This is a genomic window from Microcoleus sp. PH2017_24_DOB_U_A (genome assembly GCF_020738205.1).
Lineage (GTDB): Bacteria > Cyanobacteriota > Cyanobacteriia > Cyanobacteriales > Microcoleaceae > Microcoleus.
In genome coordinates, this window is the sequence record NZ_JAEQCT010000036.1 from 40,964 (window position 1) to 64,843 (window position 23,880).

The window sequence follows — 23,880 nt, forward strand, 5'->3', positions numbered from 1 at the left end:
ATTGGGGGGGGTGAGGGAGGTTTCCCATCACCCATCACCCATTACCCATTACCCATTACCCATTACCCATTACCCATTACCCATTACCCATTACCCATTACCCATTACCCATTACCCATTACCCATTACCTATATGTTCACATTCATCAATCCTAAAACTGATTTTGCCTTCAAAAAAATTTTTGGTTCTGAAAATAGCAAAGACATTCTAATTAGTTTTTTGAATGCCTTGCTATATGACAATCAGCCCACCATCGAAAGTTTAGAAATCGTCGATCCTTATTCATTGCCGCTAATTCGAGGTCTTAAGGATACTTACTTAGATATTAGAGCCAACTTAAATGACGGCACAACTGTCATTATCGAGATGCAGGTTTTGAACGTAGAGGCTTTTGAAAAACGAATTTTGTACAATGCAGCTAAAGCTTATTCCACGCAATTAGAAACAGCCGATCAATATGTAATGTTGAATCCAGTGATTGCCTTGACAATTACTGATTTTGAAATGTTTGAGGATTTTGACAAAGTAACTTCGCGGTTTGTTCTGAAAGAAAGAGAGTTTTTAAGTGATTATCCTATTTACGATATCGAATTAGTTTTTGTCGAGTTACCCAAGTTTAAAAAAAGTCTGGAGGAGTTAGAAACTTTGACCGACAAATGGCTTTATTTTCTCAAAACTGCCAGAGACTTAAACACAGTACCTGAAACAATGGAAGTTGTGCCAGAAATCAATAAAGCATTTGCAATAGCAAGTAGAGCTAATTTGAATCGTGACGAGTTAAGTGACTTGCTAAAACAGGAGATTTATATCCAAGATCGGCGAGGTGCAATATCTAAAGCAGTGCGAATAGGAACAGAAAAAGGCAGAGAAGAAGGCAGAGAAGAAGGCAGAGAAGAAGGCAGAGAAGAAGGAATCAAAACAGGACAAATAGCACTGATTGTTCGTCTGTTGGAACGCCGTGTAGGTGCTGTCACTCCCGAAGTTCAAAGTCAAATCGGGGAATTGTCGATCGCGAAATTAGAAGATTTAGGAGAAGCTTTGCTCAATTTTACCCAAATCTCGGACTTAGCAGCTTGGCTGGAAACACAAGATTTAGCCGCCCAATAGCCGTTAGCGCAGCCCTCGAAGAGGATCGCACTTTCAGCCATCCTCGATAACATAAGTAGAATTACTGTTGCAAATATTCAGGAACTAGCCGAAAATTAACCCTAAGCTAATTTTCCCACAATACAGGAGCATTCTGCCGCGATGACTCAAATGCCGCCTCAATGCAAAAATCTGCAAGAGCAAGTTGACTCTCTACTGCAACTGCTGCGTCAGGAACCGTCTTTGCGACAACAAGATATCACGGCGGTACAAGCTTCTCTAAAAAAGGCAATTTCTCCCGAGTTTGAGATTGTGTTTGCGGGCGCTTTTAGTGCGGGAAAATCAATGCTGATTAATGCTTTGTTGGAGCGAGAATTGCTCTACAGTGCGGTCGGACACGCAACCGGTACTGAATGCTATATCGCCTACGCTGAATCTACCCAAAAAGAGCGTGTTGTTCTCACTTTTTCGAGCGAAGTTGAGATTCGCCAGCAAGCCTATGCTCTTTGCGAACAGTTAAATTTAACTACTGAAATTGATATTAATCTCACAGATGTAGTTAAAATTTTAGCTCAGGGATGCAGCATAATTATCGAAAAGGAAGGCGGAGAAAATAAATCGGAGAGAGCTAAACAAGCGAAGGCTTTGACTCTACTTTTAGAAGGGTTTGAAGCGAATCGCGATCGCATTCAAGCTGTGGAAAATGCAACTTATTCGATGGAACAGTTTAATTTTTCCAATCTCAAGGAAGCTGCAAGTTACGCGCGGCGCGGTAGCAACAGCGCTGTACTCAAGCGAGTTGAATATTACTGTTACCATCCGCTGCTGCAAGATGGGAATATTATTATTGATACGCCGGGAATTGATGCGCCTGTCAAACAGGATGCGGAATTGACCTATGATAAGATTGAAAGCCCGGATACTTCGGCGGTTGTCTGCGTCTTGAAGGCTGCGTCGTCTGGGGAAATGACGACGGAAGAGACGGAGTTGATGGAGAAAACGCGATCGAATCCCGGAATTCGCGATCGCCTGTTTTACATTTTCAACCGCATTGACGAAACTTGGTACAACGCGCAACTGATCCAGCGCTTGGAAAATCTGATTAATTCCGACTTTCGCGACACCGCCAGAGTCTATAAAACCAGCGGATTGCTGGGATTTTACGGGAGTTTGATAAAAGGGACAACCGGGCGCGATCGCTTTGGTTTGGATAGCATATTTGTCGAAAGTCGCGATCGAGTTGATGCAGACACGAATGCGGATAGTAAAAGTGAAAACACTGAAGAAACACCGCTATTTGTCAGCGAATTTAACCGCTACTGTGCGAATTCCGGGAAACTATCTCCCAGCAAATTTCGGATTTCAGTTAACAGCTACGAAACGCCCAGTCAAAACTACGTGCGGATTCTGGCAGAACAAGGTCAACCATTAATTCAGCAATTAATTCAAGATAGCGGCATCGAAGATTTTCGCACAGCCATCACCGATTATCTCACCAAAGAAAAGCGCCCGCAACTGTTCAGAAATCTGGCTGACGATTTAGAGGATTTGTGCATTCAACTGCGGAAACAATACCAAACAATTCAGCGGAATTTGGACAGCCAGCCCCGCGAAATTGAAGCGATGAAAGCCCAAGAACTTTTACGTCTAAATCAAGAATTGCAGCAAGTCGGACAGGAATTTCGAGAACATATCGCCAAAGAAGTAAATGATATGATTATGAACAGATGCGATATTTTCGATACAGATTTTCGCCAACTGCAATCTCGGATGATTCGCCGCTTGGATGAATTGCTAGATGGATTTTCGGTTGAGGCGGCTTACGGACGAACTTTGATGAGTCATCCGCGCAATGCTACTGCACCTTTAATTGCGGTTTTAGTGGAAGCGCTTTATTATTTAGCCAATCAGTTGGAAGATATTTTAGTAGAGGCTACTAAGTCACTGGTTGAGAATTATTTCCAGTATTTAAAAGACAGCATTCGTAAGTCAGAATATTATCGATTACTTTATCGGTTGTTGGGGAATGACGGGGGAATTGAACAGCAGTTAGAGGAGTTGTCACAGCGGGTTTCTCGTGCTTTGGTGAATGCGGCGGGCGTGGAGTGCGATCGCTACGTGCGAGAAAGTCCCCGTTTTTACGACGAAGGCACGTTTTCGATTTACCAATTCCGGGAAACATTGCAGCAAACATCCCAAGGTTTTGACTGCGAAAATATGGTAGACGCGCAACCAGCAATTCGGCAATTATTGAGGCTAGATTTTGAGCCAAAAGTATCGAAAACCATTCGGCAAACTTTCCGCCAAACTGTGAATCAAACGCTGAAAGAGCATTTGTTACCGATGGCGGAACAGCAAGCTGATGATATTTTGCAGAAATACAGTCAAGCCCGCGATTATTTGGAGCAAACTTTGGCACAGGAAGCTGAGGAGAAGATTGCTAAGAATCTGCGGCTGCAAGCTGAGAATGAAGAGAAGATTCAAGAGTACGATCGGGCAGTTTCTGGAATCAATAGTTGTTTGCAGGCGATGAAGTTGCACGAGCATTTGTTGCCTGTAATTGGAGAAAATAATAGCGTTGTTGTGGATTGTGAATGATTGCAATTTTGGCGATCGAAATTACGGCGATTGGAAATCCGGGCGATTGGAAACTGGGCGATTGGAAACCCGGCGATTGGAAATCGCGGCTACACAGACAAAACCCGCCGACGCGGGTTGAAGACATTCTTAATTCTTAGTCCGCGGAGGCGGACATCGTTTGTATAGCCGCGAATTCTATTCGCCTGGGCTATTGCAAAAAGAGCATCAATTACGGCGATTGGAAATCGCGCCTACACAGGGAAAACCCGCCGACGCGGGTTGAAGACATTCTTAATTCTTAGTCCGCGGAGGCGGACATTGTTTGTATAGCCGCGAATTCTATTCGCCGGGATTCTTGCCAAAAATGAGGCGATACCTGATAATTGTTAATAGAGTATTTTGAAAAAATCAACGTATTTTGAAAAAATCAACGTATTTTGAAAAAATCAACACTCAATATGCAAAAACATATTTTTCTAGAAAATTACGGAAATGATGATGTTTGTTCCTTTGGTTCTACAATGTTCAAAGTAGGTACGCTTACGCACGTAATGCAATCAGCAACTAATTGTCACTTAGAAAATGCACTTACGGAGTTATTCACAACTCAAGGATTAGCAATAAATACCCGTAAATATAATTCACAGCTTAACTGTTACGAAGAACAAAAATGGTTTGGTGATGGTATAGACTGTGAAATTTTAAAAATTGGGGCTAAAGGTTGGCAAAAAGGTAAAGTTAAAATCAGAGTCATTGTAGAGTTTTGCACAGACGAACCCGAAGTCGAAGAAACACCAGAAAACAATAACTCAGAAACTAGCAAACCAGAATCACCCCTCGATGATTTGCGCCGCCAACTACTAAACCATGAAAATCAATCGAACAATTCATGAGTAAAACCCCTAGAATCCCGATTCCTCCAGAAGTCAGAAAATACGTATTCACTCGCAACAAATATCAGTGTCAAAGCTGCGGCCAAACCAAACTAGAAGCAGAACTGTCGATCGATCATATCATCCCCCTAGCCCGCGGCGGCAGCAACGACATCAGCAACCTGCAAACCCTCTGCTGCACCTGCAACCAAAGGAAAACCGACAAACTAGACCCGCGCTTTAAGCGACACTTTGACCTGTGATATTTAGTATAATAAGTTTGACCGTTTGATATGGAAATTGCACTCTGCCATGCGATCGCACTTTTAACTCCTAGCTAGGATAACTGCAATGCTCACAAAAACAGTTGACATACAAGAAGCACAAACAAATTTAAAAGAGTTATTATCTCTAGCACTTAAAGGTATAGAGGTTGTTCTCACAGAAGGTGGTATTCCCCTTGTACGATTAGCGCCCATTGCATCCCCAGCTAAGCCGCGCACAGCAGGATTGCACGCTGGAACAATCTGGACAAGTGAGGATTTTGATGAACCGTTATCTGATGAATTCTGGACAGGGAATCTATGAGATTACTCCTCGATACTCATACCTTCATTTGGTGGGACAGTTCCCCGCAAAGACTTTCACCAAAAGCTCTTGCCTTGTGTCAAAATCCAGAAAATACTTTGCTTGTAAGTGTTGCCAGCATTTGGGAAATCCAAATCAAGCTCCAACTTGGTAAACTAAGTCTGAATCTGCCTTTAACAGAAGTGATAGAAAGCCAGCAAGTGACTAACAATATAGAATTGCTACCTATTACTATTGCTCATGTTTTAGCCTTGAATAACTTACCAACTCATCACAAAGATCCCTTCGATCGCCTATTGATTGCTCAAGCCAATATAGAAGACGCTGTGTTAGTGAGTTGCGATTCGATATTTGCCAAATATCCGGTCAACATTGACTGGTAACTCCTACCATCGATAATACCGATAAGGATCGTCCCCATTCTCAAAATCTGTCTTATAATCCGGGTGATAAAACTCCTGACTCGAACCGTTAAATACAGCACCATCGGCCCTAAAACTTGCCCCTAAATTAGCTAAAATCTGAGCATTTGCCCGAGTTTGCCGCCAGCGAGTAAAACGCAAATAAGTCTTAGCATCAGCATTCAAACTATCCGGGTCAATTTGAGAGAAAATCGCCACGCCCTTACCTACAGCAACCCGGCTTAACAAACCGTCAGCACCGATTTCTCCCCCAGACTTAATCAACCAAGTATCATAAAAAGAGCGCGATCGCAAATCCGAACCGCTAAGCCCCTTCACCTCATCCCAACCAGGCACCGCCAGCGAACCCCCGAAATCCTTCGCCTGCTGCAAACCCACGCCCAAACCCGCAACAGGTACTTGACGCGGCAAGAAAAACGCATTTCCGCCACCATTCAAATAAGCGCGCAAATCTGCATCTTTCAGATTCGCTTCGGCACCCACAATCGCCAAACCAGCATCCTGAGAAAGCGCATTAGCCCGCTGATAAATTACCCCCAAACTGTCCAACTTCTTGGCATCTTTGTCTCCCCCAATTAAAACCACCTTATCCGGCTTTCCAAGCATTGGAGAATTCGTCCCGTAACTCACAATTTGTTGGACTAACTGCGCCGCCCCACCATCTACAGAATAATGGTCTTCCAAATCCAACTCGTTTAAAATCAGCCGCCCTTTTCCATAATCCAATTCCATCAGCGGGGAATAAGCTAAATCAAACTCAGATTCCAAAATTGGCCGCCAACCGCTGCGGTGCGGCTTCTCAATTGAAGCGCTGCTGACTGCGCCGCGATTTCCCCAATGCCAGCCGTACCAAGGCATATTTGCTGGACTCAATCTCGATCCAGTTTGAGTTGTATCTGGATAAGCTTCAACCAGCGTACTTTCCCCCATCCAATCCCGCAAATCTTCACCGTCTAAACCGATAATTGCTGGATGATTGCTGTCAACTGGATAGGCGCGGCGGCTGACGTGTTCGGCAACCCGCAAACCCATGTTTTTCAACCATTCCCGGCGCTGAGGAAACACCATTGTTTTGCCGCCGTTTCGCACGAAATTTTCTAAATTTCCTGGCAAATTTTGCCCGCTAGAAAAAGCTTCCCTACCGATAATTAATAGCGATAAAACTTGCGAACCATTCCAAGGCACCAGACTATAACCTAACTGCTTTAACATTGCCGATGTTTTGCCAACTGGATCGAAGATTGTTAGCGTATCCTTGATTTTGGCTTGATTGGCAAACACCCGGAAAGGAAATGTATCAGAATGCGGCCGATCGCCAATTCGTGCAGTTAAACTAATTTCGCCGTCAGCTTTGCTAGAAATTGTATTTGGCAATTTCACGTCAATTGGGAAAAATAGCGTGCCTGCTGTGTCAATTTTCCCCTTCTTCTCCCCAGTTGCTACCTCTTCTCCCCCGACCATAACTCGCCAATTTAATGCAAAATCTTGCTGCGCTCTGGTATCGTTAATTAATACTATTTGCTTAGCCAATTTGCTGCCTGCAAAAAAGCTGTGATCTTTGGCAGCAAAAGCCTGATTAGCACCAGCAATCCAAGCTAAAGTCGGGCCGTTATTCTTCATAATTGCCTCCCCTGCCGGATAAATTTTGTAAGCTTCTGGTTGCAAATGATGCATCAGATTGTTGGACACTTGCTTCAAATAAACACCTCGGCGACCCGATTGAAATCCTCCCAGATCTACCTTGGTTCTGCCAGCATCCGAAACATCCCAACCGTGTCCTTGCTGCCAAGGAATCATGCCCCCAGACATTCCAAAAGTCCGCCAAGTCCGCCAAGTATTCGTACTGAATAAATACTGCAACTTTTGAAAAGCAGGTGCAAAATCTAAATCCTTGCTCATGTGCCAGCTTTTATACTGCATATCCTTGACAAATTGCTCGCGAATTTTACGTTTATAAGTGGGAGTTTCTAAGTCGTAAGCTTGTTTGCCAAAGTAAATTGCTGCAAATTCAGTCATCCAAGGTTCGCTAACAATCACCTTATCAAAACCTTGGCGGTTCCGCATCATGGTCGCGTGCAGAGGCGTGCCAAATTCTACTACCATGTAGGGCATTTCTCCGGTTTTACTCCACTCTGAAATCCATTCTTCCCTTTCTTGTAACGGCATCACATTTAAATAAGAATTTAGCGAATAAACATCGCCAAAAGTGCCGCCTTGATGTACCATTACAGGTCTGGTTGGGTCTACAGATTTCATAGCAGCAAAAGCTTCATTTCCCAGGGGGGTTTTTGCCCGCAAACGCTGGTCTTCGACGGGGCCGATTGTTCCTTCTACTGTTTTCTTGCCGATGCGGCGGGGATTTTGGTCGTCACCGTTGCCGAAATAATTGGGACTTGTTGCCCACATTAATACTGAGGGATGATTGCGGTAGCGGCGCATTTCTGCTGTCATTCGCCCTTTCCAGCGATCGATAATTTGGCGGTTATTCCATTGTTCGCTCCAAGCTATGGGAGTAATATCTAATGCGGGCGCCATAATTGGAAAACCTTTGAGGTCTGCGCGTTCGGAAAATAGTTCTCGGAAGTGCCATCTACCCCGTTCGTCGTGATTCCAAGGCCAGATTTCTGCTATATTGAAACCAGCTTTTACATAGGCGTCTATTAAACTGTCTGAAACTTCTACTGTGCCACCTTCCCATGTATCGGAATGCAAGGCGGGACGCAGGCGAAACTCGGTGCCATTTAAGAAAAATTTGCGCCCTTGTACCCAAAATTCCCGGAAGCCGAACGGTTGGTTGTATTGCGTGTTAATGCCGCTGCCTGTTACTTCTAATTGCAGGGTGTAGAGGTTGGGTTTGCCGGCATCCCAAAGGCGGGGACTTTGCCAATCCCACTGGACTTTTACGGTTTGAATTGGTTTGGCTTGAACGGTTGCAGTGCCTGTAAATTTTTGTTCGACTTTGCCTTTTTCGTCGAGCATTTGCGCTACAAGCTGAACTTGACCGTTTTGGGTAATGTCTTTGAGTTCTACATCTAATTTAATTTGCTTTTTTCTGGTGGAAGTTTGGACGTATACATCGCTAACTAGCGGGCCTGGGGCCACGCTAAGAACCCTGACTTCGCCGATGATTCCCCGCGATTGCAAGTTGGATTTTGTGGTGTATATTTCTGTGGGACTCATGATCACGGCTTTGTCTTTTTCGTCGGAGACTGCTGCGACTAAAATAGATATTGTATTTTGACCTGGTTTGGCTACTTTGGTAATTTCAATATTGCCGTAGGGCCATTCGATTTGACCGCAGTTAATGCCGTTGACAAAGATAATTGCATCGGTGCTGACTCGGGCTAAGTCGATAAAAATGCGGCGGTTTTTCCACTCGCCGGGAATGTCTATTTTTTTCTGATACCAAGCTTTTGATAGTTGTTTGCTGTTGAAGTTTTCCCAGTCTTTGCCGGTGCCGCGAGTGATGATTCCGGGTATGAATTCGTTTTTTTCTTCTTGCCAGTCTCCGGGTACTTGGATGGAGCCCCAATTTGGGGAGGCGGGGGGACTTTGGGGGTTGCCTGTGGCGGGGACAAATTGCCAGGTGCCGTTGAGATAGATTTGGTTGCGCTGGTTGTCGATCGCGCTGGCGGTAGCTGTAGTAAGATTCGGAAAGCCGATCGACATTACTGAGTTGGTGACCGAGTTGGGATTTTGCACCGCGTAACCGATGAATCCGAAGACGATGGCGGCTGCGAAAAATAATCCGATAATTTTTGCCAGCTTGTGATTCATCGTAAGTTCCTCCCAGAAATCAACTTATCCAGTTTGTCTCTTCATTTATCATAAGCTGCTGCGCGCATCAATTGCTTGGTTTCGACGAGTGGACAAAGGGGAAAGTGGGAGATGGGGAGAGTGGGAGAGGGGGGGAGTGGGAGAGGGGGAGAAAGGGGAGAAAGGGGAGAAAGGGGAGAAAGGGGAGACGTGGGAGGGAGCATCTCAGTTTTGCATTTATTATAGTGCGAGCGTCCCCGCTCGCGTATTGTAAAATACGCGAGCGGGGACGCTCGCACTCAAAGAAAAAATGCTTTTTACAAAAATGAGATGCTCCTGAGGGGGAGATTGGGAGAGGGGGAGATTGGGAGTATTTTTCTGATTCTCTGTGACTAATGACTGATGACTGATGATAAGGTTTGCGAGCGGGGACAGCACTGATGACTAATGACTGATGAGGGCGGGCACGCACCATCCACCGCCCCTACTGACTAATGACTAATGACTAATGACTAATGACTAATGACTACTATCAACTGTCAACTGTTAACTGACTTCAGAAAATCTGTCTGTGGGAAGATGGCACGGCGCCGACAAATGTGGTTTGGTATAGAAAAAACACATAATTTTTTTTAACCATGTTGTTTTATAGGCACAAACAGAAATAGTGCGATCGCGCCATCGCTACAGGTCAAAAAAAAATGAGTCGGTTTCAGGTCTTGCCTTTACCCATTAAATCTTACAGCATTGCTACATTTACCGCAGGCACGGCCTTACTGCTGACAACTCTGTTACTGTTTGCACTTCAGGCAACTCCTGCAATCTTACTTCTTGCCGCTGCAATGGTTGGCGGCTGGTATGCTGGTTTAAAGTCCGCAGAACAAGAACTAGAAATAGAACGCCAGATTATTTCAAAAGTAACTGATACCACAGCTTGCTTGATTGTAGTTCTCGACAGTCGAGGACGGATTGTGCGATTCAACCAAGCTTGCGAAAAAACAACTGGCTACTCGGTAGCAGAAGTTCTGGATAAATATGTTTGGGATCTGTTCTTGATTCCGGAAGAAGTTGAGGCAGCTCAAACAGTTTTTGCTAATCTAAACGCAGAAGTTGTTTACAGCGAATATCAAAACTATTGGCGCACTAAAAATGGATCCAAGCGCTTCATTTCTTGGTCGAATACAGTGATGCTGGGTATTGATGGCTTGGTAGAATATGCGATCGCAAGTGGTATCGATATTACCGATCGCAAATTAGCAGAAATAGCCTTGGCTTCATCCTACGCCAAGCTAGAAAACCGCGTCAAACAGCGCACGGCTGAGCTAACAGTAGCTAAAGAAGCGCTGCAAGCTCAAGAAGAACGATTTCGCTGTTTAAGTTCCTGTTCGCCTGTGGGAATTTTTATGGCAGATTTTGAGGGGCGCTACACCTATGCAAACCCTCGCACTCAGGCGATTTGTGGCTTGAGTTTGGCAGAACTTTTAGGAGATGGTTGGGAGAATTGCATTCACCCGGAAGACCGCGATCGCGTATTGAGCCGATGGCTGGATTATACTCGGGAACTTGGGGAATATGCGATCGAGTATCGCCTGCAAACAGCAGAGGGGATTGTGCGCTGGATTAATGTTGGTTCGGCGCCGATGTTCTCCGACTGTGGGGAACTTATCGGACACGTGGGCACGGTGCGAGATGTTACTGAAAGACAGCAAACACAAGCAGCTTTGTCTAGCAGCGAACAGCAACTGAGAACGCTGCTAGAAAATACGCCCGATGTGATTATCCGCACCGATAAAGAACTGCGTTATATTTATGTCAACGAAGCAGTTGCCCGAACTCAAGGAAAACCAATTTCATTCTTCCTCGGGAAAACCAGTCAAGAGATAGGAATGCCGCCGGAACTTTGCCAGAGGTGGGATGAAACTCTCCGCAAAGTGCTAGAAACTGGTCGAGAAGAAGTCATCGAATTTCAGGCTTACTCAACCGACGGCATCAGAAGTTATCAATCTCGCGTAGTTCCAGAGTTTGACAAAGACGGCGTACCAGAATCGGCGTTAATTGTTGCCCGCGATATCACAGAACTCAAACTTACAGAAAGTCAAAGATTGCAGTTGGCAACCGAGCAAGCAGCCCGAGAAAAAGCCCAAATAGAACAGCAGCGATCGGCATTTTTGGCAGAAGTTAGCAAAATTTTGGCTGCTGCGTTTGACGGAGAAACAGTGCTGCAAAATGTCGCTGAATTAGCAGTTAATTCTGTTGCCGATGGGTGCTGCATTCATTTGACCGAAACTGACTCAAAAGTCCGCAAAGTCGCTGTGGCTCACGCAGAAGCCTCTACGGTTGATACGATTAATAAGTTGAGAGTTTGCAGCCCGATCGCCTTTGATGCTGTTAACGGCTATCCGCTGGTAATTCGCACCGGCAAATCCCAACTAATTGCCGAAGTGGATGAGGAGATTTTAGCAGCAGCAGCCGAAAATGCAGCAGAAATTGAAATGCTACGCGCGGCGAAGCTATCCCGTAGGGAATCGCTCAATATCGGTTCTCACGCTTGCGTACCGCTGAAGGCGCGCGGGCGGGTAATGGGTGCGATCACTTGCTTTACCTCAAAGTTGGGGCGCCGCTACAGTGCAGAAGATATGGCAATGCTAGAAGATTTAGCATACCGCGTGGCGATCGCCCTGGACAACGCCAGACTTTATGCAGAAGCGCAGCAAGCACTAGCTCAAACATCGCAATCCTTCGCCTTAATTGACTCGCTGTTAGAAGCATCTCCCCTAGCGATTTGCTTTCTCGATCGCGAAATGCGATTCATCCGCATCAATCAAGTATTAGCAGAACTCAACGGTTTGACAGCAGAACAGCATCTCGGTCAAGACTACCGCCAATTGTTGCCAGAATCCGCTGCCGAGTTTGCACCAATAATTCAGCAAGTTCTAGAAACCGGCGAACCTGTTTTAAATGTAGAAGTCAGCGGCGAACATGGGGGAAGACCCGGATATTTCGGCTACTGGCTCGCCAACTACTACCCGGTGAAAAATGAAAGGGGAGAAATCATCGGCGCTGGCATAATTATCGCAGATGTTACCGCAGCTAAACAAACAGAATTAGCTTTGCGGGAAAGTGAAATGCGCTTCCGCAGCGTGGTAGATTCTAACATGATCGGCATTGGTTTCTGGGAGGCGGGCGGCGAAATTACCGAAGCTAATAACGCCTTGCTGGACATGATTGGATATACGAGAGAAGACTTAATTTCAGGAAAAATCCACTGGAGCAATATCACGCCGCCGGAATACGCAGAACTCGATCGCGCAGCCCTCGCCCAAGTCGCAGCATCAGGAAGTTGCGAGCCTTTTGAAAAAGAATACATCCGCTCAGACGGCTCGCGCTTCCCAGTTTTCGTCGGCGCCGGACACTTGCAAGGATGCACAGACAAAGGATCGTTCTTCGTGGTCGATATCACCGATCGCAAACAAGCTCAAAACCAGATCCGAGAAAACGAAATTCGCATTAGCAACCAACTAGCAGAACTCGACTTAGTTTACAACACCACACCAGTCGGGCTGTGCTTTCTCGATACCAATTTGCGCTACATCCGCATGAACGAATGCCTCGCTGCGATCAACGGCCGCACGATCGCAGATCACATCGGGCGCACCGTCAGAGAAGCGATACCGGAACTTGCCAATCTGGTAGAGCCGATTTACCGCCAAGTGCTCGCTACGCAAACCCCCGTACTCGACATGGAACTTAAGGCCGAAACCCTTCAACAGCCGGGAGTTGTGCGGGATTGGCAAGTCAGCTTTTACCCCGTGATCGATGAATCGGGAACGCTGTTGGGAGTCAGCAGCGTGGTTGCCGAAATTACCGATCGCAACCAAGCAAAACGGGTAATCCAGCAAAGCGAAGCTTTATTCCGCCGACTGTTAGACTCAAATATTTTCGGAGTCGCGATCGGCGATTTTACCGGCCGCATCGCCTACGCCAACGACTCCCTGCTCAACATGGTGGGCTATACTCGCTTAGACGTGCTCTCCGGTCAAATGCGGTGGGACAATATGACCCCCTCCGAATACCTCCACCTCGACGCCCGGGCGGCCGGGGAACTGCGGGCGTCGGGAGTCGCAACTCCTTTTAAGAAAGAGTACATCCGCAAAGATGGCAGCCGCGTGCCGGTGCTGATGGGCGCGACGACTTTGTGCCCTGACAAGGGCGAACCAGAGACGATCGTCGGATTCTACATTGACTTGACCGAAATCTCGCGGGTGGAAGCAGAACTCAAAAACAATCAACAACGGCTGCAAATCGCTCAGCAAGCAGGTAAAATCGGAACTTTTGAATGGAACGTCCAAACGGGCGAACTCGCGTGTACGCCGGAGTTAGAGGCTTTGTACGGGCTGCCTGCCGGCGGTTTCCAGAGCAGCTATCAAAATTTGCTGGCAATGGTGCATCCAGACGATCGCACTTTCACCGAACAGCAGGTACTGGCTGCGGCGACGAACGGCGAGGAATTAAACATCGAGTTCCGCATCTGCCGCTCGGATAGCAGCGTCGCCTGGATTGCTTGCAGGGCTAAGGTGTTTCAGGACGAGCGCGGTTTGCCCCTGCGGACTATCGGCGTGAACGTCGATATCACCGATCGCAAACAAGCAGAAGAGGCGCGATCGCAAATCAATCAAACTTTGGAAGCCTTGATCCAGGCTTGTCCCCTAGCAATTACCGTTTTCGGCGCCGAGGACGGCATTGTAAAAATGTGGAACCCAGCGGCAGAGAGGATTTTTGGCTGGCCAGAATCCGAGGCGGTAGGTAAATTTTTGCCCAGCGTTCCCCCAGACAAGCGGGAGGAATTTATGGAGAATTTGAAAGGAATTCGCGCTGGAAATGCGATCGCCGGCATGGAAACCCAGCGCCAAAGAAAAGACGGCACCTCGATCGACATCGGTTTGTGGGCAACTCCAGTCCGCGACGCCAAGGGTAACATTAACTGTATGTCGATCGTCGCCGACATCAGCGATCGCAAGCAAGTCGAGGCAGAACTCGCTCAGTTGCTCGATCGCGAACAAGCCGCGCGGGCAGAAGCAGAAGCCATCAACCGCCGGAAAGACGAGTTTCTAGCCACTCTTTCCCACGAACTCCGCACGCCTTTAAACGCAATTCTGGGTTGGGCCCAAATGCTCCGCACCCGCCCGTACACACCAGATTCTTTAGCTTGCGGTTTGGAAGCGATCGAGCGTCAGTCGAGGGTGCAAACGCAGCTAGTCGAAGATTTGCTCGATGTTTCCCGGATTATTCAAGGCAAGCTGGTTCTAAAACCCGGCTGGTTCGTCATGACAAAGACGATCGAAGTTGCCCTCAATTGTGTCAGTTTCGCCGCTCAGGCTAAGTCTGTGACTGTTTCCTCGGAATTTGACCCCGCAATCAGTTTGATGTGGGGCGACGCCCAGAGGTTGCAGCAGGTAGTCTCGAATTTGCTGACTAACGCCGTCAAGTTTACGCCATCCGGGGGAACAGTCCAACTGCGTTTGTCTGCGGTAGCTGTTGCTAATTCCCCATCACCTAATTACATACAAATTATTGTTAGCGATACCGGCAAAGGCATTTCTGCTGAGTTTCTGCCCTACGTGTTCGATCGCTTCCGACAAGCAGATGGCTCAATTACTAAGGCTTACGGGGGTTTGGGACTGGGATTGGCGATCGTCGAGCACTTGGTGGAACTTCACGGCGGCACTGTACGCGCCGAAAGTCCCGGAGAGGGACTCGGGGCGACATTTACAGTAATGCTGCCCCTGAAACAGCGTCGGAGTCAGCAGCCGCAGTTGATAGAGGAAAGGCAATTAGCTGCCGTGAGTCCTGGTATTTTGGCTGGTTTAAAGGTATTGGTAGTTGATGACGAACCCGACAACCGCGAGTTTTTGGTTTTGGCGCTGAAACAGTTGGGGGCTCTGGCGATGGCTGCTGCTTCAGCCCAAGAGGCGATCGACATTTTACAGCAGTCGCCGCCGGATATTTTAGTCAGCGACATCGGGATGCCGGTTGAGGATGGCTACTCGTTAATCCGCAAAGTGCGATCGTCCGAATCTGACAAAATCAAGCGCTTGGCCGCTGTGGCGCTGACAGCTTATGCTAGCGAACAAGACCGGCATCGGGCGATCGAGGCCGGTTACGACGAACACTTAGCAAAGCCGATCGATTCTGCTCGATTCGCCACAGTTTTAGCTCAGTTAAAAACCTTACACTAACAGAAGGTACGTAGTTGCGCTTGAGCGCTCCGGAAAGGTACGTAGTTGCGCTTAAGCGCTCCGGAAAGGTACGTAGTTGCGCTTGAGCGCTCCGGAAAGGTACGTAGTTGCGCTTAAGCGCTCCTCCAGGTACGTAGTTGCGCTTGAGCGCTCTGAGCTTACATATAACCAAGAGCGCTTAAGCGCAACTACATACCTAAATCAAGAGCGCTTAAGCGCAACTACATACCTAAATCAAGAGCGCTTAAGCGCAACTACATACCTAAATAGCGCTTAAGCGCAACTACATACCTAAATCAAGAGCGCTTAAGCGCAACTACATACCTAAATCAAGAGCGCTTAAGCGCAACTACATACCTAGAAATTAACCTCGCAGAAGACTGCAAAAGTTAAAATTCGATCGCCAGCCCAACTCCTCGATCGCGCCATGCCGATTTATCCCCTCAACCACCCAGCAGCCGCCGAAATTTTCAGCAAACCTCGCCTGCGAACAGTTCTGATTGTTCCCTTTGTGTTGCTAACAGTCAGCGCTGTCGGGCTAGTGGGTTATCTTTCTTTCAAAAGCAGCCGGGAATCCGTCGAGGATCTAGCACAGCAGTTAATGGAACAAGTAGGAGAGCGAATTGGCGATCGGCTCAGCAACTACCTCAACGCCCCCCAGAATGCCGTAGCAGCCAACCGTCTAGCAGTAGAACAAGAAATGCTGAACCTCAACAACACTCAGCAACTGCGACAGCAACTTTGGCAGCAAATAATCTTCAACCCCGCTCTGCAATCGAGCTTTTTTGTCAATGAGCGAGGAGAACAAATTGGGTACGGGCGCCTGATGAGCGAGGAATTTGTGCAACAAGTCACAAAAGAGACAGGGGAGAAATTCTCAATCGGTACGCGTTTTTTTTGCAGTATGAAAAGTACCGACTTGGGTAAAATGCAATACTACTCGGTTGACTCCAAAGGCAATCCCCTAAAACTGCTCTATAGCATCCCTATGGATAACCGCGAAACAGTTTGGTTTCGCCAGGCCAAAGCCTCCAACAAACAAACTTGGTCGCCAATTGTTGTTTTCAACGCTATGCCGACGTTAGGAATTTTTGCGGTGTCTCCCATCAAGGATGCTGGCGAATGGCGGGGGGTTTTTACTTCAAATTATGCGCTGTCGGCAATTAGCAGTTTTCTCGATCGCCTCTACTTCTCTAAATCGGGACAGACTTTTATTATGGAGCGATCGGGCAATCTGGTTGCTACATCCACCCTAGAAACACCCTTTGTCAAGCAAGAAAAACAGCCACCCACGCGATTGCTAGCCACCAACAGCCAGGATACCCGCACCCGAGACATTGCTCGGCAACTCACCAACCGCTTTACCAACTTAAGTTCGCTGGATAGAGCTCAGCAATTTACCATGACGAGTAATGGATCTCGGCAGTTTGTCAGCGTCGCTCCTTATGGAGATGCCTATGGCTTGGATTGGTTGATTGTGGTGGTGGTACCAGAGTCGGATTTCATGGCTCGCATTGAAGCGAATACCCGCAATACATTGGGGTTGTGCGTCGGTACGCTGGTGTTGGCGATCGCGATCGGATTGTTGACTGCCCGTTGGGTAATAAAGCCAATTCTGCGCTTGAATACCGCCGCCAAAAATCTAGGAAAAGGAGAATGGCATCAACCTTTAGAAATTAGACGCTTCGATGAACTCGGAGACCTCACCAATTCCTTCAATCTGATGGCAGAGCAACTGCAACAGGCTTTTTCCGAACAAAAATCTTTAACAGAAGCTTTAGCGCAAAGCGAGAGCCAACTCAAGCAATTTTTAGAAGCCATACCAGCCGGGATATCTATCCACGATGCCTCGGGTAAAGTCGTCTACTTAAACGAAACTGCCAAGCGTTTGAGCGGCGTACAAAATATTCCCGATGCGACTTTAGAAAAAATGGCAGAAGTTTATCAAATCTACCACCAAAACCAGCTTTGTCCAACTGAAAAAATTCCTGCCTTCCGAGCGCTGCGGGGTGAAACGGTACTTGTTGAGGATTTAGAAATTCATCGAGATGGGGAAATTATTAAGCTTGAGGTGCGCGCCACACCAGTTTTCGATGCAGGCGGCAAGATTATTTATGCCATCAATGCTTTTAGTGACATCTCAGGGCGCAAACAATCTGAAAAACTATTAACTGACTACAATAGCACTTTAGCCACCAAAGTTGCAGAACGTACTGCTGACCTAGCTCGTGCTAACGAACTATTACATGAGGAAGTTGCCGAACGCAAATTGATAGAACAAAAACTTGACAGTTCTACTCAAAGAATTCTAAAAATATTTGAGTCAATTGCAGATATTATACTAATTTTAGAATTGCCAGAAAAAACAATTCAAGTTATACCAACTAGGGGAATTTTTCAAGACTACACTCAGACAGAGCAGCTCGACTCTATCCTCGAACAAATTTTTAGTGAGAGTTCCCAAGACATTTATTTCACTCAAGTTCAAGAGGCATTAGAAACCCAGCAAACTATAAATTTTGATTACAGGATGCAGATTAACAACCAAGAAGTTTGGTTTGCTGCTAAAATTTCGCCATTGTCCGATCGCTCTGTGGTTTGGGTAGCCAGGGACATTAGCGATCGCCAGTTGGCCGAAGCCCGACTGCTGGAAGCCCAAAAAATTGCCAGGATTGGCAGTTGGGAATACGATATAGGCCAAGCAACAAGCACTTGGAGTGAAGAACTCTATCGTATGTTCGAGATCGAACCGACTCAAAAACCCGTAGCAACCCCAGAATTAGTCGATCGTTTTCATCCCGAAGATCGATCGCCCTATCTAACAATGCTTCAGGAGCGATCGATCAGTAAAAAAAGCTTTGAACTCGCTCTGCGCCTGATCCGCAGAGATGGCTCGCTCACTTACATGGAAGTCAGAGGGAAACCCGTTTTTGATAAAAAAGGGCAGTTGCTCCGTTGGTTTGGCACTGTCTTGGATATTACCGCTTACAAACAAGCCGAGGCAGCTTTGCGAGAAAGCGCCCAGCGGGAACAAGCAATCGGGCGATCGATCGATCGCATCCGTCAGTCCTTAGATATTGATACCATATTCCAAACCACAACCTCAGAATTGCGAGAAACACTCAAATGCGATCGAGTCGCTATCTATCGTTTTAATCCAGATTGGAGTGGCGAATTTGTTGCCGAGTCAATGGGGGAGGGCTGGATATCTGTGATACAACAATTGGACGAACTTAATTTACCAAACAATCTCGCCACCGACTTTCGCTGTGCGGCGACAAACTTACAAGCCTGCGGTGAAGGAGTACGAGATACCTACCTACAAAAAAATCAAGGCGGTATCTACGATATAGGTGTTTGTTACCGCATGGTTGAAGACATATACACTGCTGGATTTACTCCTTGTTACGTGGAAGTGTTAGAGCAATTTCAAGCCAGAGCCTACATTATTTGCCCCATATTCTGCGGCAGTCAACTTTGGGGTTTGCTCGCCAGCTATCAAAATTCTGGGCCCCGCACTTGGCGCGCAGCAGAAATCAATATCGCGCTGCAAATTAGCACTCAACTCGAAGTCGCTTTACAACAAGCTCAATTACTCGAAGCCACTCAACAGCAAGCCGTACAGCTCCAACAAGCCGCCTTAGCAGCAGAAGCAGCCAACCTCGCGAAAAGCACTTTTTTGGCCAACATGAGCCACGAATTACGCACCCCTCTTAACTCAATTCTGGGATTCTCCCAATTGATGCAGCGATCCGCCAACCTCAACCGCGAACAACAGGAAAATATCGGCATCATCAACCGCAGCGGAGAACACTTGCTAACTCTGATCAATCAAATATTAGATTTAGCCAAAATAGAGGCAGGACGCATTACACTCAACCCAACAGACTTTCAATTAAGCAGACTGCTAAACGAGGTGGAAGAGATGTTCCAACTTCAGGCGCGCGAGCAACAATTGGAGTTAATATTTAGCTACTCTAGGAATATTCCAGAATATTTGCACGCCGATCAAGTTAAGTTGCGCCAAGTTTTAATTAATCTGCTTTCTAACGCTATTAAGTTTACGAAGGAAGGAGGCATTGCAGTAAGAGTAAGTTCGGTAATTGAACAGGAAAATCAGCAATTACCAATCAATTACAAATTACATTTTGAAATAGAAGATACAGGCTGCGGCATGACTCCCGATGAGTTAGACCAGCTTTTTCAAGCCTTTGTCCAAACCAAAACAGGAAAAACATCTCAGCAGGGAACCGGTTTGGGGCTGGCCATCAGCCAACACTTTGTCAAGCTGATGGGCGACATCATTACTGTACGCAGTAAAGTAGGACACGGGACCACCTTCGCCTTTGATATCCCCGTCAGCGCAGTTGAGGCGGCGGCGATTGAACTGGTACAGCCGTCGCGTCGGGCGATCGCCCTAGAATCCAACCAACCGCGCTATCGTATATTGATTGTGGACGATCGCGAGGACAACCGCCAACTACTGCTCAAAATCCTTGCAACCTTTGACTTTGAGCTCAAAGAAGCCTGTAATGGTGTAGAAGCCATTGAAGTGTGGACGAGTTTTGAGCCGGACTTAATTTTTATGGATATGTGGATGCCCGTAATGGATGGAGGTGAAGCCACGCAACGCATTAAAGCCACCGTTAAAGGTAAAACTACCGTCATTATTGCCGTGAGTGCCGCCAACGCCGAGGAAGCCCGAACCGTTACTGTATCAAATAATTGGGATGACTTTATCCACAAACCCTTTCGAGAGACAGACATCTTTGCCACCCTCCACAAACATCTCGGAGTGCGTTACATTTACGATGAACCGGAGAGTGTGCCGGAGCCAACTCAAATCGAGGCTCCGACTCCAGAAAACGTTGCAGCTTTACCAACGGATTGGCTGACAGCTTTAGAAAAAGCCACTATTGAGTGCGATTTAGAGCTGATTCTCAGTCAAATAGAGCAAATTCGCGATCGAAATGACCCATTAGCTAGCGCTCTCGCCGCCTTAGCTAACGAGTTTCAGTTCAATCAAATACTAGCTCTCATCCGTCCCTCAACCAAATAAAAATGATATTAGATCGGGTTCGTAGTGAGGACTTTAGTCCTCATCAAACTTTGAGGACTAAAGTCCTCACTACAAACCTACAAAGGTTATTTTACCAGACTAGATATGAATTACGAAGCAACTCCCGTCTTAAAAGGGAATATTTTAATTGTTGATGATGTTCCGAATAATTTGCACCTTCTAGCTAAAATACTATCGAGGCATGGCTACAAAACACGCACTGCACCCGACGGTCAACTAGCCCTAAGGTCGATCGAATCAACACCTCCTGACTTGATTTTGCTGGACATCATGATGCCCAGTATGGACGGCTACAAAGTCTGCGAAATTTTAAAAGCTTCTGCCACCACCAAAGACATTCCCGTCATTTTTATCAGCGCTTTAAATGAAGTGTTAGATAAAGTCAAAGCCTTTGAAGTTGGCGGTGTAGATTATATCACAAAACCTTTTCAAGAACAAGAAGTTTTGGCGCGCGTCTCAAATCAACTCTTGCAGCGCCAGTTGTTGCAGCAAACACAATCCTACGCGCAGCAACTCGAAGAAACTTTAACTGAACTCAAGAAGACTCAATCTCAGTTAATACAGAAGGAAAAAATGGCTTCTTTAGGGCAACTAGCCGCAGGGATTGCTCACGAAATCAACAATCCAGTCAACTTTATCTCCGGCAATATTACTATGGCTGCTGACTATGCACAAGACTTGGTTCGCCTCATAAAATTATACCGACATTACTACCCGCATCCCGTGGCAGAAATTGTCGGCGAATTGGAAAAAATTCAACCCGAATTCATTGCAGATGATTATCCAAAACTGCTAAGTTCGATGAAAGAAGGTACTTCTCGAATTAGCGAGATTGTGCTGTCTTTTCGCAACTTCTCCCGCCTGGGCCAAGAAAAGTGCAAGCCAGTGGATATTCATGAAGGCATTGACAATACTTTAGTTATTTTGCAACACCGCCTCAAAGGAGCCAACAATATCGGTGAGATTGAAGTGAGAAAACACTACAGTAAACTGCCAAAAATCACCTGTTATGCCAGTCTATTAAATCAGGTATTTATGAATCTGCTAATCAATGCTATTGATGCCCTGGAATCTCAACCTTATCCCCGAAAAATTACCATCAGCACTTCAGTAAGTTCAGATTCAGAACCTGCGTTGTACAATCCAAATTCAAACTTGGCAACTCAAAAGTTTCAGTCCGTTATGATTTTAATTGCCGATAACGGTTGCGGGATTTGCGAGGCAGTGCGCCACCGGATATTTGACCCATTTTTTACTACCAAGCCTGTCGGCCGGGGTACTGGATTGGGCTTGGCAATCAGTCACGATATTATAGTAGAAAAACATGGAGGTAAAATCAGTTGTATTTCTGCTCCCGGCGGGGGGACAGAGTTCATTTTGCAGATTCCGATATCTGTTATAGCAGTTGACAGTTGACAGTTGACAGTTGACAGTTGACAGTACGGGAATCAAATCATTTCTGCTTGACGGATATCGGCTCTATTCATTAGGTTATTTGTGTCCGCACCCGATGTGGCGGTTGCTATAAATCTTAAAATGTTATAAGTTCGCAGTCAGGGCTTTAGTCCTTAGATAAAAAAGTTAATTCCTCATTACAAAAAGGTTCGTAGTGAGGACTTTAGTCCTTAGATAAAAAAGTTAATTCCTCACTACAAAAAGGTTCGTAGTGAGGACTTTAGTCCTTAAAGAGAGGACTGAATTCCTCACTACAAACAGGGTTTATTGTGGAGAATTAACCTGAGAGCATATTTACTTCAAATCCAGCAAGCCGCTAGTTTTTAGCTTGGGATTAAACCGGATTTCTTCAGTTACACCGCGAGATTTGAGCAGCGCTAAAATTTCATTTTCTACGCGGCGCGCTACATTTTTCAACAATTTATCTTTGGCAAGTTCATCGGCGACTATACCTTCATAATTTGCTACTTCTTGCGAAGTCATGACAGTTTTGGTATCGATGGGATCGTTCCACTTGGTAGCATCGGTACCATTGCCCTGGGGCTGGGAACCGTTTTCGGCAATCCAACTCGCTCGGATGCTTTCTAGAATAGTGCGGCTGGGCTTGTCGATAGTTTGGACTTTTAGCCAGTAGCAATGTTCGGGTTGGCGTACTAAATGCTGTTTGAGGCTGAGGTAAGTATCCCGAGAATAGCCGACAAATTGCAGCATTTTATCGTTGTCGAAAATCGCATAGACGCCGATTTTACCCTGGACAAATTCAGGCAGTTTCCCTTCGGAGTCAATGTATGGTATGAATTGTAAGCTGGCGAGAGGCTGAATGTCTTCTGTCATCCGATTTTAGATTTTAGATTTTAGATTTTAGATTAAACCACAGATTAACTAGCCTTTAGCTAACTTTGGAAAATGCGATAAACGGCACAGAGGCGGCTGGGTTTAAATATTTTGGCTTGAAACATGAAATTAGGCGGGACGTTGACGATCGCAAAATCGATCGATTCGTGATACTTTTCAAATTCCGCAGGCATTCCCTTGGGCGTCTCGCTGCTGTAAGGGACTGGCTGAAAAAGTAACTCGGCAAACTCAATCCGCGAGCACTGCAATTGCATCGCTACTTGTTGGAGAAAGCTTTCACCTGTTAGTGAATGGAAGAGTGCGGCTTTAGCATCCGGTTCCAGGACAAAACTGCTATCGTAGCTTTCAATAATCTTGAGACCCATTTTCTGTATACTCCTGACAGACGGCGGTTAACGGTTGTCGGTTAACTTTTAGGCGATCGACATATCCTGAATTTTACCTGAGACTGGCCGTGTTGAAAGCAAAAATTATTCAGCAGAGCTGCCGATAGAAATATGATAATCCCGAAATTTTGACCAGAAAACTAGACGCAAGCCCCCGGCTTGAGACGTGGGGATTAGTCGGTCTGCGGTTTTAACCGCCAGTAAATATTGTATTTGGGGACTAAGCATGGTAATGTAATTGGGTGAGTATGAATAACCGTCTGCGCGTTGAATCATCCTAGTACGGAGAAATCCCGGCAACTCAGATATCCGGCTAGAACCGGAATACTTAGAAAGGGCAAATAATGGCAGGTTGAGGAGCGTACCTATCTGGCTTGTGATGGACTCCCAAAGCAAAAGAAAAACTAAAAGTAAGCCCAACTGCAACACCTCTAGTATTGGTAGTTGATTTGAAGGGTCTAGGGGGATATTTGCCTATCCCTTCCAAGTTCGGCTTGGAGAATCCCCCGGCGACAGCCGTGGGGAGTGTCAAAAATAGCCCTGATTTATTTGCCGATCGCTCT

The 23,880-nt window shown here is 46.3% G+C and carries 13 protein-coding genes; 10 read left to right on the forward strand and 3 right to left on the reverse strand.

Annotated features, from left to right (window positions below; genetic code table 11):
• Positions 1 to 133: 133 nt before the first annotated feature.
• From JGK07_RS10780 to JGK07_RS10810, 7 genes are all read left to right on the forward strand, one after another.
• Positions 134 to 1,108 (forward strand): Rpn family recombination-promoting nuclease/putative transposase, encoded by a 975-nt coding sequence (locus JGK07_RS10780; RefSeq protein WP_293183388.1) that lies wholly within the window; start codon positions 134 to 136, stop codon positions 1,106 to 1,108.
• Between the two features lie 150 nt (positions 1,109 to 1,258).
• On the forward strand, positions 1,259 to 3,685 hold the full coding sequence (locus JGK07_RS10785; protein ID WP_366934279.1) for a dynamin family protein: 2,427 nt from the start codon (positions 1,259 to 1,261) through the stop codon (positions 3,683 to 3,685).
• Positions 3,682 to 3,825, forward strand: coding sequence for a hypothetical protein (locus tag JGK07_RS10790; protein WP_293183392.1), 144 nt, complete (start codon positions 3,682 to 3,684; stop codon positions 3,823 to 3,825). The genes JGK07_RS10785 and JGK07_RS10790 overlap by 4 nt, the downstream gene beginning before the upstream one ends.
• A 279-nt stretch (positions 3,826 to 4,104) precedes the next feature.
• Positions 4,105 to 4,560 carry a KGK domain-containing protein gene (locus JGK07_RS10795; protein ID WP_293183394.1) on the forward strand — a complete coding sequence of 152 codons (456 nt, stop codon included), beginning with the start codon at positions 4,105 to 4,107 and terminating at the stop codon, positions 4,558 to 4,560.
• Positions 4,557 to 4,802, forward strand: a complete 246-nt coding sequence (locus JGK07_RS10800; protein WP_293183396.1) for an HNH endonuclease — start codon at positions 4,557 to 4,559, stop codon at positions 4,800 to 4,802. Before JGK07_RS10795 ends, JGK07_RS10800 begins: the two co-directional genes overlap by 4 nt.
• 88 nt (positions 4,803 to 4,890) lie before the next feature.
• Entirely contained in the window at positions 4,891 to 5,127 is a 237-nt protein-coding gene (locus JGK07_RS10805; RefSeq protein WP_293183398.1) for a toxin-antitoxin (TA) system antitoxin, read from the forward strand.
• Positions 5,124 to 5,510, forward strand: coding sequence for a type II toxin-antitoxin system VapC family toxin (locus JGK07_RS10810; RefSeq protein ID WP_293183400.1), 387 nt, complete (start codon positions 5,124 to 5,126; stop codon positions 5,508 to 5,510). Before JGK07_RS10805 ends, JGK07_RS10810 begins: the two co-directional genes overlap by 4 nt.
• 3 nt (positions 5,511 to 5,513) lie before the next feature.
• Here the strand turns inward: JGK07_RS10810 and JGK07_RS10815 are convergent, their stop codons facing one another.
• A complete protein-coding gene (locus JGK07_RS10815) occupies positions 5,514 to 9,326 on the reverse strand; it encodes a glycoside hydrolase family 2 protein (protein ID WP_293225120.1) in 3,813 nt (1,270 codons plus the stop codon).
• Positions 9,327 to 10,006: 680 nt separating this feature from the next.
• Here JGK07_RS10815 and JGK07_RS10820 point away from each other — a divergent pair.
• From JGK07_RS10820 to JGK07_RS10830, 3 genes are all read left to right on the forward strand, one after another.
• On the forward strand, positions 10,007 to 15,541 hold the full coding sequence (locus JGK07_RS10820) for a PAS domain S-box protein (protein ID WP_293183404.1): 5,535 nt from the start codon (positions 10,007 to 10,009) through the stop codon (positions 15,539 to 15,541).
• 427 nt (positions 15,542 to 15,968) lie between these two features.
• Positions 15,969 to 20,600, forward strand: a complete 4,632-nt coding sequence (locus tag JGK07_RS10825; RefSeq protein WP_293196985.1) for an ATP-binding protein — start codon at positions 15,969 to 15,971, stop codon at positions 20,598 to 20,600.
• A gap of 105 nt (positions 20,601 to 20,705) precedes the next feature.
• On the forward strand, positions 20,706 to 22,037 hold the full coding sequence (locus JGK07_RS10830) for a response regulator (protein ID WP_293183408.1): 1,332 nt from the start codon (positions 20,706 to 20,708) through the stop codon (positions 22,035 to 22,037).
• Positions 22,038 to 22,370: 333 nt separating this feature from the next.
• Here the strand turns inward: JGK07_RS10830 and JGK07_RS10835 are convergent, their stop codons facing one another.
• Positions 22,371 to 22,910, reverse strand: a complete 540-nt coding sequence (locus JGK07_RS10835) for a GIY-YIG nuclease family protein (RefSeq protein ID WP_293183410.1) — start codon at positions 22,908 to 22,910, stop codon at positions 22,371 to 22,373.
• A gap of 59 nt (positions 22,911 to 22,969) precedes the next feature.
• Entirely contained in the window at positions 22,970 to 23,296 is a 327-nt protein-coding gene (locus JGK07_RS10840; protein WP_293196984.1) for a hypothetical protein, read from the reverse strand.
• Between the last annotated feature and the right edge of the window lie 584 nt (positions 23,297 to 23,880).